Raw genomic sequence first — 13,109 nt, 5'->3', positions numbered from 1 at the left:
CCTATTAATCTAATTCGTTATCGAGATCGTTAGCACCGGCAGCAGAGGCTGGAGCACCTGCGGAACGGTTGTATTTCGGGCTCAACTGGATGTACAAAATTGCCATCACAGCACCAATCACACCCAGTGCTACCAGGTTGAAGTTGGTGAAAGCCGCGGTAACGAAGCCCAGATAGAAGAATGGCATCAGGTAGCCTGCGCGCATCATGTTGATGACCATCGCATAACCCACAACAACAATCATGCCACCGGCGATGTTCAGACCGCTGGTTACCACTTCAGGAATGGCATTCAGCATGTTCTGTACTTCGCTTGTACCGACGGAAACTGCGACGATAACGGCAGGAATTGCGATACGCATTGCTTGCAAGAACAGGGAGGAAACGTGAATCCAGGAGAGCGCCGAGAGGTTGCCATTTTCGGCGGCCTTATCTGCTGCGTGCTGGAAGCCCACGGTAATAGTACGAACGATAATGGTCAGTACTTGGCCTGCTGCTGCCAGTGGAATGGCCAGAGCGATACCAGAACCGATGCCTTGATGCCCGGCTATAACCAGTATGGTTGAGATAATTGACGCAAGTGCGGCATCGGGAGCAACTGCCGCACCGATGTTCATCCAACCCAGCGCGATCATTTCAAGCGTACCACCGATAATAATACCGGTTTTCATATCACCGAGTACCAGACCGATTAAGGTACAGGCGACCAACGGACGGTGGAACTGAAATTCATCGAGCACCGACTCCATACCGGCAATACAGGCTACGACAAACACCAGCACAATCTGAAGAGTGGTAATCTCCATTGTACTTCTCCTTAAACGTATGACTTATGTGTGAAAACTGAGCAAAACGTAGAATTAAGCAAATCACATTAGTAATTAGCTTTTCACCTTCGCGATCAGATCCATCATTTTCAATTTTTGATCGGTTGAAACTTTACGGGCTTCGAGCTCAATGCCGCGCTCGTTAAGTTTCTTAAAGGCTTCAATATCTTTTTCATCGACAGAAATCGCGTTGTTAACCTGGGTTTTACCCTGGCGGAACGCCATACCACCGATATTGACTGACTTAATGTCCACTCCACCTTCCACGACGCGTTCAACATCGGTTGGGTTGGTGAACAGCAGCATCACACGGTCGCCTGCATATTTCGGGTTATTCCACACGCGGATCATTTTAGCGACGTCAACGACGTGTGCCGTCACACCAGGAGGAGCAACTTGCGTCAACAGTGTTTTGCGTACGGTATCGGCTGCCACTTCATCACTGACAACAATAATGCGTGTTACGTTGGTTTCTTTGGTCCAGCGGGTTGCGACCTGGCCATGAATTAAACGGTCATCGATACGCGCCAGACCGATATTCATGTAGTCCTTCGGACCCATTGGCTTGAGCGGTGCTGCGGCTTTAGGTGCAGCAACAGGCGCAACAGGTACAGCTTTTTCAACAGGTTTAGCTTTCAGGGCTTTAACCCCTTCACGACCTGTTTCAACAGCGATTGCCACTAACTCATCAAATGAAGGGTTATCATCACGAGCCATCAAGGTCTCAACTAGCATCGGAATATTGACCCCGGCGACGACCTCGTAATGCTCTTTATCGACGACAATACGGCTGGCTGCGTTAAACGGGCTACCACCCCAGGTATCGACGAGAAACAGCACACCTTTGTCGGTGTTCAGGTTTGCCAGTTGAGCGTTGTACTTCTCGATTAGAGTTTCGGCGTTTTCACCGGGAACGAAATCTATCCAGCCAACATTTTCTTGTTCGCCCAATAGCATTTCTGCGGTTTTCAGCAATTGTTCTGCTGCCCAGCCATGCGTGCCTATGACAATAGCAATAGTCACTTGCTACCTCCTGTGTTGGTATAGCCACACCCTTAATAGGTGTTTTGTAGATTATCCGTTTCTTAAGCGAATCGATTCAGATAACGGTATGAGTAAAGATGTGTAACTTAAGACGGATTTATTTTAGTCAGTGAAAAAAATATTTTATGTGATGAAGATCCGTAATTTAGGTTTGCTAACAACTTAATGATTCGCTGGGCAAATAATGAACGAGGTCAATGACAGTAAAATTGCAAAATCAGGTAAATCTTTGCAAAAGGGTATTTTGCTCTGATATTGTTTGCATCTCGTTTAATTACTAAGGAGTAAAGGGCAGTAGCCCACCGTATGGACCGTCACCGACGTCTTTTCAATTTCAGGTCTGAAAACTCAGTCCTTCATATTGGCGTTTCACGCCCCGTTAATACCTCAATTTGCCTCTTTGCGTCCGCCTTGCGCGCGATGCCGATGAGTTATTCCCAAAGCAGGAGCTTGTCATGGAACTCTTAATGGATCCCCAAATATGGGTGGGTTTACTGACGCTGATTGTGCTGGAAATAGTGCTGGGTATTGATAACCTGGTCTTTATTGCCATCCTTGCAGACAAACTTCCACCAAAACAACGAGATAAAGCACGACTTATCGGTTTATCCTTGGCTTTGGTGATGCGACTGGGCTTATTGTCGTTAATTTCATGGATGGTGACGCTAACGCAACCGCTGTTCAGCGTTGGCGAAATGACGTTCTCCGGGCGCGACCTCATTATGTTATTTGGTGGCCTGTTCTTGCTGTTTAAGGCAACGACGGAACTACATGAGCGGCTGGAAAACCGCCAGCATGATGATGGGCATGGCAAAGGTTACGCCAGTTTCTGGGTTGTGGTTTTACAGATTGTTATATTGGATGCGGTGTTTTCACTGGATGCGGTTATTACCGCGGTGGGCATGGTAAATCACCTGCCAGTGATGATGGCGGCGGTAGTTATCGCGATGGGTGTGATGTTGTTGGCGTCCAAACCGTTGACGAATTTTGTTAACCAACATCCTACGGTCGTCGTGCTGTGCCTGAGCTTCTTGTTAATGATTGGTCTGAGCCTGGTCGCAGAAGGCTTTGGTTTCCATATTCCGAAAGGTTACCTGTATGCGGCAATTGGTTTCTCGATAATCATCGAATTTTTCAACCAGATTGCGCGCCGTAACTTTATTCGCCATCAGTCGAATGTGCCGTTACGTGCCCGTACGGCTGATGCGATTTTGCGTTTGATGAATGGTAAACGCCAACAGCGTTCGTCTAACGAAGACAACAAAACCATCACGCCAATTGAAGCAGAATCTTTTGCTGAAGAAGAGCGTTACATGATTAATGGTGTGCTGACACTGGCATCTCGTTCGCTACGCAGCATTATGACGCCGCGTGGTGAAATATCATGGGTTGATGCCGATAAAACCACTGCTGAAATTCGTGAGCAGCTGCTGGAATCTCCGCATAGCTTGTTCCCGGTTTGTCATGGTGAGCTTGATGAAATCATCGGTATTGTGCGTGCCAAAGAGTTACTGGTAGCACTGGAAAATGGTGGTGATGTGGTTTCTATTGCTGCACGTTCACCTGCAATTGTGGTTCCGGAAACACTGGACCCGATTAACTTGCTGGGTGTGCTTCGTCGTGCTCGCGGTAGTTTCGTTATCGTGAATAACGAGTTTGGCGTGGTTCAAGGCCTGGTAACGCCGCTGGATGTTCTGGAAGCTATCGCCGGTGAATTCCCTGATGCCGACGAAACACCCGAAATCGTGCGTGATGGCGATGGTTGGTTAGTTAAAGGTTCAACCGACCTGCATGCGATTCAGCAGCATCTTGATATCAACAATCTGGTGAACGATGAGGAAGATATTGCCTCTATCGCCGGTTTGGTTATCGCGGTGAATGGCCAAATCCCTAAAGTGGGCGATGTTATTGAACTGGCTCCGTTACGCATCCAGATTGTGAAGGCCAACGATTACCGTGTGGACTTGGTTCGTGTGGTAAAAGAACGCTCTGAACATGAAGACGAGGAAGAGTAAATTAGCGTAGCGGGATAATGGGAATAACGTGACCATTCCTGCGTGGGGGCGGCGTGCTGCTCCCTAGCCAGCGTGGAAACTCCTTCAAAGGCATTGGCCGCGCATACAAAAATCCTTGTAGTACATTTACGCCGTGGTTACGCAGGTACTCTGCTTGCTGCGGCGTTTCAACACCTTCCGCAACTAAACCAATATCTAGCCGCTGCGCCAGCGCAATAATAATATCAGTCACTGTCGAATTGACCGCGTCGGTCCCAATCGCTGCAGTAAACGACTTATCGATTTTCAGCACGTCAGGATTTAATGTTTCTAGATAAGCCAGTGAACTTTGGCCTGTACCGAAATCGTCAATGGCTAAATCGACCCCCATGCGATGTAAATCGCGTATCACCCGAAGATCGACATCTGGTAAGGCATCACGCTCCGTAAGTTCAAGGGTAAGTTTCTGGATGGGGTGGACTGGAAACCAGTAGTGGCGTAAATCTTCGATAACTTCCCCATTATGGAAATGGCTAGCTGCGATATTGATCCCAATATTGAAATCAGGGGATTTCGGAAAGATATCAAGATTACGTACTGTTTCCGAAAGCACAAAACGTGTTAATGGCGCTATCAAATTTTGCTGTTCGGCAAGTGGGATAAATACATCAGGTGAAATCCAACCCTGGCGGGGATTATTCCACCGCAAAAGTAACTCCACGCCAACACATTGAAGATTACGTGAGCTGACCAGAGGCTGACAAAAAACTTCGAACTCATGTAATGCAAGCCCAAGATTAATTTCCCAGGAAAAACTCATTCGGTTCGCGGTGGCAAGCCACGTTATATAGCCAATCAACATGCTGAGAATTAGTGCCAGCGGCAGTTGCGTTGGCATATTTTGTAATGCCAGCTGACTGGAGGATGGGCCAATAATGGTAACGGAAAAAGGAAATATATCGGATTCCAGTTCATGGCTGACTTGCCCGTCGTCAACAGTAATTCGGGGTAGTAACCCTTTCCCATATTCATAATGCGAATCGGCGACATTTAACATCGCACGGGAGACCCAGGGGCGTCTGGGTTCAAGCATAAATCCCGATAGCAACTCAATATTAATAATTTGCATGACACCGTCATGCCGACTATTGCGCAGAGGATGCCAGGATAGAAGAATCGGCGTGCCTTTAAGTAGCGTATGGTCTATCGAGAGGAATAAGAGTGGCAATGATGATGGCAACCGGGGCTGCACCAGATCAATGGGTATTGAACGCGGGCCAAAAATACTTGAGCAATAAAAGATATCATCCTTAATTAGGCCAATATCACGTACTGTTTGCATACGAGCCACTAATTCCCGCATTCTCAGTTGCGCGGCTTCACATGATAACCCCATTAACTGCATCGCATCTTTACTTGCTAAATCAAGCGGTATCAGGACGTTTTCAAGTGAACTGACAGCCCGTTGGTTAAATGCCTGCATACGTTGTTCATTCGAATCACGATCGGCAATATAGCGCGCACTGAGTGTCAGCAGCAGGACTAATACGGCTAACGCAACGCAGACAGTCAAACGTCTGCGGCGATAATCTCTTAATATGCGTTGTGCCGTTTGCATCCGCGACCACCTTGTTTAGAACCGCGACCGAAATCGGCACACAGAACATTCCAAGTGTAGTGGGGGATTGGATATCCGAAGGCAAAATCATACTTTTAGATGAAAGCTAATGGAGTATTACGTGCAAGCGTCGCAGACACGACGCTTGCTATTCTAGTGAATATTTAAACAAACATTTGGCTTATCAAACTCAGGTGCGTTTTAACCCCCACTTTCATTGCATCTTCATCCAGCAGGAAGTGAGGATTATGAACATTCCAAACGGCACCTTTGTCGGGATTTCTACAGCCGACGAAAATAAAGCATCCCGGAACATGTTGCTGATACGAAGAGAAATCTTCGCTACCAAATAAAGGTGTTGTTACCGTGTGCAACGTTTGAGGAGGGAAATTTTCTTCGATAACTTTGCGCGCAATCTCGCAGGCAGAAGCATGATTATTCCCGACGGCATAACCCGCTTGCCACTGAATATCAAAACTTGCTCCGTGAGCGGCAACAATCCCAGAAATCACTTGTTGCATGAGTTGAGGAACCTGTTCACGCACTTTTTGGTTGTGTGTACGCAACGTACCCGCAAGATGGGCTCTATTCGGGATGACATTGTAGCTTTCACCCGACTGGAAGGTTGCGATGGTTAATACTGGCGCGTGCAGAGGGTCGAGTTTGCGGGCAACAATTTGCTGCAATGCGCTGACAATTTCTGCACCGATAACAATTGGGTCAATACACAAGTGCGGCATTGAGCCATGACCGCCTTTCCCGGTTATCACAATATCGAAGTTATCGCTTGATGCGCTGAATACGCCTTCTTTCAATGACAAGGTTTGCGTGGGCTTATCTGGCATCACATGCAGGCCAAAGATGTATTCGACATCTTGCAACACACCCAAATTTACCAGCTCTTGAGCGCCACCCGGTGGCACTTCTTCCGCATGTTGGAAAATAAAACGTACCGAGCCTTTAAGCTTGTCCTGAAAATGACACAGCACTTTTGCCGCACCCATTAACATCGCCGCATGGGCGTCATGCCCGCAGGCATGCATCACACCAGGTTTACATGAGGAGAAAGCTTCGCCGCTCTCTTCCTGAATCGGTAGGGCGTCAATATCCGCACGTAGCGCCCATACTGGGCCGGGGAGTTTTCCCTTTAATTCGGCCACAACGCTATTTGGTGTAAGACGACGCAACTCAAGCGGCCCAAAGCTTGCTAACTCTGCGGCGATATAATCAGCCGTGGCTTGTTCCTGAAAAGAGAGGTCCGGGTTGGCATGAATATGTTGGCGCCAGCGAGACACGTCATGGGCCACTTCGTCAGTCAGAATATCGATATTGAAGGTCATAATGTCTCCGTTAATCAGTAATAGGTTTTAAAGCAGATTTCTTCGTCAACAGCGGTATGACGGCAAGTGCTGCACAGACCATAGCTAACGCGAGGAAAATGAAAGTGGTGTAGTAGTCCTGGCTAACGCCAATTAAATACCCCATCACAATAGGTGAAACAAAACCGCCCAATGTGCCACCAGTGTTGATAAGCCCCATCGCGGCACCCATGGTTTCGACAGGGAGACGTTTCATCGGCAGAGTGAAGACGGTGACAAAACTACCCATCAAAAACACCTGTCCCAGGAACAGAAAGACGCTGGCGGCGACAGGCGAACCCGTGTGATAAATCGCAAAAATACACAGCGAGCTAATGAGTGAGCAAATGACAATCACCCCAGGCTCACTCCCCTGGAAATATTTGCCGACCAGCCAGCCGGTTCCCAGAGAGGAAATCCAGATCCCCAGCCCACCCGCTGCAATTACCAACCCGGAGATTTCAAGCGGCATATGACGTTGCTGCACCAGGAATTTAGGCAGCCAGGCCATCAGCCCGTAGCTTGGAATGTTGATGCAGAAAATCGCAACAAACAGCAGAATTACCGTCGGGCTTTTCAGTAACGTGCGATAACTGACGGACGATGCTGATTTCGGTGCAGCGGCAGGTTTTTGCACCAGCATAAAAATAACAATCGCGACCGCACATGCCATCAAACCGAGCCCGGCAAACGAGCCACGCCAGCCAATATGCGTTAATGCACTGACTGCCACCATTGGACCAATGGTCATTGCAAGGCCAGCGGATGAGAGCAGGATTGATTGGGCGAATGTCCGTTTTTCAACGCTAAAATTACTGACCACCGCTTTGGCGCAGGAGCATGGATATCCAGAATGTCCGATTCCCGCCAGGAAGCGGAAGACTATCAACATACCAAAGCTTAACCCCAGAACACCGAAACAAAGCGCAAATCCACCAAGCAGGCAGAGTGAAGCAACCAGCATGCTACGAAAACCAATGCGGTCATTTAGCCAGCCTGCGGGTATCTGAAACAGTGAGTAAGAGAGGAAGAAAATGCCGGTGATATACCCCAGTTGCTGTGTGGAGACTCCAAACTCTTTTTCGATAGGCAATAATGCGAAGTCCATCACCGTTTTATCTATATAGACAATGACATAGCCCAGAAATAACAGGAAAATCATCAAGGAGTGATTTTTTTTCATCGTGCGGACCCTTATGCGGAATTCCGTTCCAGGAGCGAATCGCCCCGTTGGTTGCAGCGTTCATATGGATAACTCTGATAGCTATATAAGCAGTGCGGGTATTCTCGCAAAAGATGCAATTTTGTTTAGGGTGATGCTTTTTCTTGATAGGGGTACGCATGAAGTATTTGCCGAAAATGCAGCAGTTACATGTCTTCAGACAAGTGGTGCGCAGCCGCAGCATTCGTGGAGCTGCGCGAGTAATGGGGCAATCTCAGCCAGCGGTGAGCAGGACATTACGAGAGCTGGAGCAAATTTTATCAGCGCAACTATTTCTACGTGGAAACGAAGGTATCACCTTAACCGAGGCAGGAGAGGCATTTTCCCGTCGGGCTGAGTGGATTCTGGAGGAACTACAGCGTGCGGCCGAGGAAGTGGAACAAATTAACCACTTTTCCCAAGGCAAACTGACCATTGGCTTTTCATCATTGATTGCGTTAAGTGTTTTTCCGGCCGTAGCCGACAGTTTTAAATCACGCTTGCCGCAAGCAAGTTTGCATATCAAAGAAGGGCAACTGACAACACTGCTGCCGCTATTGCAGCAAGGAGAGCTCGATCTGGCTATTGGGACAATCAATCCTGCCAAAGTGCCAGAAGATGTCATTGTTGAGCCGCTGTTTAGCGCACCATTCTGCGTGATTGCCCGGCGTGAGCATCCCTTAGCACAGGCGACATCACTTGCCCAATTACGTAGGGCGAAATGGTTATTACCGGAAGCAAATATCGGTTATTACCAACAGCTGCAAGATGAACTCAATGAGTTTTATGGCCAGATGCATGAAGCACCGATTCGAACAGATTCAGTGATTTGTGGGCTTAATATGGTGCTGCATTCGGATTATTTGACGATAGTCGCCCGAGCGATGAGCACACCATTATTCTTACAAGACCGGCTGACCGTATTACCTATAACGACGCTGCCGTCGGCACAGTATTGCGTTATTTGGTCACAGAAGTCGGACTTGACAGCAACTGCGCGGCAATTTTTATTAGCGCTGCGTCAGCAGTGTCAAAATTATCCGTGGTAGGTTTGGCAGAGTAGGTTGGCCCTCTTTGCAGAGGGCCAGAAGGGATTAGTCACACTGTACTTTGATTGCCAGGCCGCCACGTGAAGTTTCACGGTATTTGGCGTTCATGTCTTTGCCTGTCTCGTACATGGTTTCGATAACCTTATCGAGAGACACTCGCGGTTCACTGGTACGGCGCATCGCCATACGAGTGGCGTTGATAGCCTTCACGGAAGCGATGGCATTACGTTCGATACACGGCACCTGAACCTGGCCTGCAACCGGGTCACAGGTTAAACCCAGGTTATGTTCCATACCAATTTCCGCGGCAACACAAACTTGCTCTGGGCTTGCGCCTAAAATTTCAGCAAGACCTGCGGCAGCCATAGAACAGGCCACGCCTACTTCACCCTGACAGCCGACTTCTGCACCAGATATAGACGCATTCATCTTGTAGAGCGCACCAATTGCACCTGATGCGAGGAAGTAGCGGATATATGTATCCGGACTGACTGACTCGATAAAGTGGTCATAGTAAGCAAGAACAGCAGGAACGATACCGCAGGCACCGTTAGTAGGTGCAGTTACCACGCGCCCACCAGCAGCGTTTTCTTCGTTAACCGCCAGCGCAAACATATTCACCCAATCGACCACGATCATTGGGTCGTTTGACAGTTTATCGCTGGAAACCAACATACGGCGCAATGCCGATGCACGGCGCGGCACACGCAATGGGCCAGGTAGAACACCTTCGGTATTCACGCCACGGTCAATACACGCACGCATGGTTTGCCACACGTTGGCAAAATACTCTTCGATTTCTTTGCGGCTATGCAAAGCCAGTTCGTTTTGCATAATCACGCCAGACAGTGACATGCCCGTTTCTTTGCAGTGCTTAAGCATCTCTTCGGCAGAGTTGAACGAGTAAGGCACGACGATCTCGTCGACCGCTTCTTTGCCGAAATGCTCTTCATCAACGATAAAACCGCCGCCGATGGAATAATAGGTTTTGGTGTAGATCTCTTGCTCGCCGCTGAACGCATGAATGGTCATGCCGTTCTCATGTAGCGACAAATTATCGTTACGGAAACACATGCCGGAGTCTTTCGGGAAATCGACTTCATGGCGACCCTGAGCCAACCACAAACGGCTGCGGGTTTCTACATCACGAATAAACGCCGGGATAGAATCAATATCAACTGTCGCGGGTTCGTTCCCTGCAAGACCCATAATGATAGCGATGTCGGTATGGTGCCCTTTACCTGTCAGCGACAGGGAACCGTAAACATCGACAGCGATACGCGTCGTAGTTTCCAGTAATCCTTTTTCGACCAGATCATCGACAAACAACTTACCGGCCTTCATTGGACCGACGGTATGGGAACTGGATGGCCCAATGCCGACTTTGAACATGTCGAATATGCTAATCACACAAAACTCCTTCCAAGGCACCAGATAAATAAAATTTGCTGCTGCAAAATCGCAGTCAGCTAGTTTAAAAATTTATTGCTCACTGTAGTAAACTATTCACATGAATTAAACTAATGGTTAACTATAACTTGACTAATCCGGCCTGAAAAGGCGGTTGTCGGGGGATAAGTCCAGAGTCATTCACCATTTCTTTTACCCATGATGCAAATAAGGGAATAAACCCTCAGCAAGACACTCTGCTAAATATAGCCGTTTTTACAGGATTAAAGAGTGATCAGGGTTCCACACTTATCTGCAAGGCTAATTCACGGATGATTCCGGCCGTCATGCCCCAGACAAAATAGTGCTGATACCAGGAAAGCCAAACTCTGTGGGCGTTGCCACGACGGTGAATATCCAGCGGATGGTAACGGCCAAGTGTAAGGGCCTCCATCAATGGCATTTCAAATACAGCCGCGACTTCATCCTCGCTGGCATGGTAGGGCAAGTTGGGCGGAATAATGCCTACAACCGGCGTGACCTGAAATCCTGTAACGCTATCAACCGGTGGCAAAGTACCAATCACTTCGACACTGTCAGGAGAAATGGCGACTTCTTCCCAGGCTTCGCGCAGTGCGGCCGCAATTAACGACTCATCCGTGTCATCAACCGCCCCACCGGGGAAGGCCACTTGTCCAGCATGTTTGCGCATCATGGCTGAACGCTGTGTCAGCAGCAATCCGGGTTGCGGGCGGCGGACGATAGGGATCAATACGGCGGCCTGGCGTTTATTACCACTCAAACGCGTTGCTGGCGGTTGTAGCAGTTGAAAACGCGATAAAAAATCGTTCATGGTCAAGGAGGAACCAGACATTCATCAACTCTCTAATTGCGGCAGAATACGATTAACTTTATCAAAGGTTTCCTGATATTCCGCAGATTCAACACTATCGGCAACTATGCCACCACCTGCAGAGCAGTACAGTTTGCCACCCTCGGCGGTGAGTGTCCTGATGGTAATACTGGTGTCCATATTGCCGCAGAAGCTCAGATAACCAATGCTGCCACACCACGCATTGCGCCGTTGCGGCTCCAGTTCTTCGATGATTTCCATAGCGCGTACTTTTGGTGCTCCGGTAATAGAACCACCCGGGAAACATGCACGCAGCAAATCTGTTGCCTGTAGATGTTGTGGCAACTGTGCGGTGATCGTACTGACGAGGTGATGAACTGCCGGGAAGGGCTCGACTACAAACAGTTCCGGCACTTTTACGCTGCCTGGCACGGCAACCCTGCCAATGTCATTACGCAGCAGATCGACAATCATCAAATTTTCGGCCCGATCCTTTGGCGAGTTGGCGAGTTTTTCAGCTTGCTGCGCATCGGCAATCGGATCGGCAAGGCGCGGCAAAGTCCCCTTAATCGGGCGTGTTTGGATATTCTTGCCTTCGAGCAAAATAAAACGCTCAGGAGACAGGCTAAGAATTACGCTTTCAGGTAGACGAATAAAGGCGCTAAATGGTGCTCGATTAGCGGCATTCAGTTGCTCGAATGCTTGCCACTCATCACCTTCGTAACAGGCGTTAAAGCGCTGCGCGAGATTGACCTGGTAACAATCGCCGCTTTTGAGATATTCCTGTACCTGCCGGAATTTAAGTCCATACTGCTCGCGTGTCATACTGGAGCGCCACGCGCTTGTCAGGCGGAATGGCTCAACAACCGGAACTTTTTGCGCTTCCAGCCAGTTAAGTCGTGCAGAACATTCACCCCAGCAAATAAGCGTGAGCTTTTTTAGTTTATGGTCGGCAATCAAAGCCCAGTCATAAATGCCAATTGCCATGTCCGCAGTGTTGAGATCGGCCTGTGCAATTTCTGGTACTTTTTCGAAATGACGACCCAGATCATAACCAAATAACCCCAACGCACCGCCTAAGAAAGGTAATTCCGGGTGAGTTGCTGATTGGTAGCCAAAACTATCCAGCGTTTGCTGCAACAGTTGTAGTGGGTCGCTATGATGGGTCGAGCTGACTCCTTCCACGCAGATTGTCGTTTGAGCGCCACGGGTTACTAAGGTTGCACGCGGCTCGGCCACCAGAATATCAAAGCGATTATGGGGATGTTCAGCAAAACCGGAATGCAGCAGCATTGCCCATGGTTGCAGTGCAATAGCTTTGAAAGTGTGTTGAACGGCATTCGGATGCCATGGCAAAGTGCGAAAAGTTAGAGTTTGCAACGTCATAAACCACAACTAAAAAAGAGACAGATCATCCTGCTTACCTGGAAACCCTCTGGAATCAATGAAAGCAGCGTGAAATAATTAACCCAGGCAATGTAACAGGAGTCGAAAATGATTTCAGGATTACCCTCATTATCCCACGAGCAACAGCAAAAAGCCGTTGAGCGAATTCAGGAACTGATGGCTAACGGCATGAGTAGTGGCGAAGCTATTACTTTAGTGGCCGCAGAGATTCGTGCCAATCACACCGGTGAAATGGTCGCAGTCCGTTTTGAGGATGATGATGTCGGCGACGCAGAAAACGACGAAGACACCGCTAACGATGATGACGAAGAAGAACACTACGTCGATCATTACGAAGAAAACGACGACGATAAGTAACGCGGGCCGCAGC

The 13,109-nt window shown here is 48.6% G+C and carries 11 protein-coding genes; 3 read left to right on the top strand and 8 right to left on the bottom strand.

The window, feature by feature from the left end:
• Window positions 1-4 precede the first annotated feature (4 nt).
• On the bottom strand, window positions 5-805 hold the full coding sequence (locus M977_RS01960; protein ID WP_064511861.1) for a PTS mannose/fructose/sorbose transporter subunit IIC: 801 nt from the start codon (window positions 803-805) through the stop codon (window positions 5-7).
• Between the two features lie 75 nt (window positions 806-880).
• Window positions 881-1,849 carry a PTS mannose transporter subunit IIAB gene (gene manX, locus M977_RS01955; protein WP_064511860.1) on the bottom strand — a complete coding sequence of 323 codons (969 nt, stop codon included), beginning with the start codon at window positions 1,847-1,849 and terminating at the stop codon, window positions 881-883.
• A gap of 476 nt (window positions 1,850-2,325) precedes the next feature.
• Between manX and yoaE the strand changes: the two genes are divergently transcribed.
• Window positions 2,326-3,885: a CNNM family cation transport protein YoaE gene (gene yoaE / locus M977_RS01950; protein ID WP_064511859.1), complete on the top strand. Its 1,560-nt coding sequence runs from the start codon at window positions 2,326-2,328 to the stop codon at window positions 3,883-3,885.
• Between the two features lies 1 nt (window position 3,886).
• Here the strand turns inward: yoaE and M977_RS01945 are convergent, their stop codons facing one another.
• The 3 genes from M977_RS01945 to M977_RS01935 all read right to left on the bottom strand — a co-directional run bounded on the left by M977_RS01945 (window position 3,887) and on the right by M977_RS01935 (window position 8,023).
• A complete protein-coding gene (locus M977_RS01945; protein ID WP_064511858.1) occupies window positions 3,887-5,482 on the bottom strand; it encodes an EAL domain-containing protein in 1,596 nt (531 codons plus the stop codon).
• A gap of 164 nt (window positions 5,483-5,646) precedes the next feature.
• Window positions 5,647-6,822, bottom strand: a complete 1,176-nt coding sequence (locus M977_RS01940) for an amidohydrolase (protein WP_064511857.1) — start codon at window positions 6,820-6,822, stop codon at window positions 5,647-5,649.
• Window positions 6,823-6,832: 10 nt separating this feature from the next.
• A complete protein-coding gene (locus M977_RS01935) occupies window positions 6,833-8,023 on the bottom strand; it encodes an MFS transporter (protein ID WP_064511856.1) in 1,191 nt (396 codons plus the stop codon).
• Window positions 8,024-8,181: 158 nt separating this feature from the next.
• Between M977_RS01935 and M977_RS01930 the strand changes: the two genes are divergently transcribed.
• Complete coding sequence (locus M977_RS01930) at window positions 8,182-9,090, top strand: LysR substrate-binding domain-containing protein (RefSeq protein ID WP_064511855.1); 909 nt, start codon at window positions 8,182-8,184, stop codon at window positions 9,088-9,090.
• Between the two features lie 45 nt (window positions 9,091-9,135).
• Here M977_RS01930 and sdaA read toward each other — a convergent pair whose 3' ends face one another.
• From sdaA to pabB, 3 genes are all read right to left on the bottom strand, one after another.
• Window positions 9,136-10,500 carry an L-serine ammonia-lyase gene (gene sdaA, locus M977_RS01925; protein WP_064511854.1) on the bottom strand — a complete coding sequence of 455 codons (1,365 nt, stop codon included), beginning with the start codon at window positions 10,498-10,500 and terminating at the stop codon, window positions 9,136-9,138.
• A gap of 274 nt (window positions 10,501-10,774) precedes the next feature.
• Window positions 10,775-11,353, bottom strand: coding sequence for a CoA pyrophosphatase (locus M977_RS01920; protein ID WP_064511853.1), 579 nt, complete (start codon window positions 11,351-11,353; stop codon window positions 10,775-10,777).
• A 3-nt stretch (window positions 11,354-11,356) separates the two neighbouring features.
• Window positions 11,357-12,712, bottom strand: a complete 1,356-nt coding sequence (gene pabB / locus M977_RS01915; protein WP_245163472.1) for an aminodeoxychorismate synthase component 1 — start codon at window positions 12,710-12,712, stop codon at window positions 11,357-11,359.
• 114 nt (window positions 12,713-12,826) lie between these two features.
• Between pabB and M977_RS01910 the strand changes: the two genes are divergently transcribed.
• Entirely contained in the window at window positions 12,827-13,096 is a 270-nt protein-coding gene (locus tag M977_RS01910) for a YoaH family protein (protein ID WP_064511851.1), read from the top strand.
• The last annotated feature ends 13 nt before the right edge of the window (window positions 13,097-13,109 follow it).

It is taken from the genome of Buttiauxella gaviniae ATCC 51604 (assembly GCF_001654835.1).
Taxonomy (GTDB): domain Bacteria; phylum Pseudomonadota; class Gammaproteobacteria; order Enterobacterales; family Enterobacteriaceae; genus Buttiauxella; species Buttiauxella gaviniae.
Note: the sequence above shows the minus strand (reverse complement) of the source record. Positions and strands in the feature narration are given on the sequence as shown.

Coding starts and splice junctions, on each gene's coding strand:
- M977_RS01960 (WP_064511861.1), bottom strand. CDS start 805: ATGGAGATTACCACTCTTCAGATTGTGCTGGTGTTTGTCGTAGCCTGT.
- yoaE (WP_064511859.1), top strand. CDS start 2,326: ATGGAACTCTTAATGGATCCCCAAATATGGGTGGGTTTACTGACGCTG.
- M977_RS01945 (WP_064511858.1), bottom strand. CDS start 5,482: ATGCAAACGGCACAACGCATATTAAGAGATTATCGCCGCAGACGTTTG.
- M977_RS01940 (WP_064511857.1), bottom strand. CDS start 6,822: ATGACCTTCAATATCGATATTCTGACTGACGAAGTGGCCCATGACGTG.
- M977_RS01935 (WP_064511856.1), bottom strand. CDS start 8,023: ATGAAAAAAAATCACTCCTTGATGATTTTCCTGTTATTTCTGGGCTAT.
- M977_RS01930 (WP_064511855.1), top strand. CDS start 8,182: ATGAAGTATTTGCCGAAAATGCAGCAGTTACATGTCTTCAGACAAGTG.
- M977_RS01920 (WP_064511853.1), bottom strand. CDS start 11,353: ATGTCTGGTTCCTCCTTGACCATGAACGATTTTTTATCGCGTTTTCAA.
- M977_RS01910 (WP_064511851.1), top strand. CDS start 12,827: ATGATTTCAGGATTACCCTCATTATCCCACGAGCAACAGCAAAAAGCC.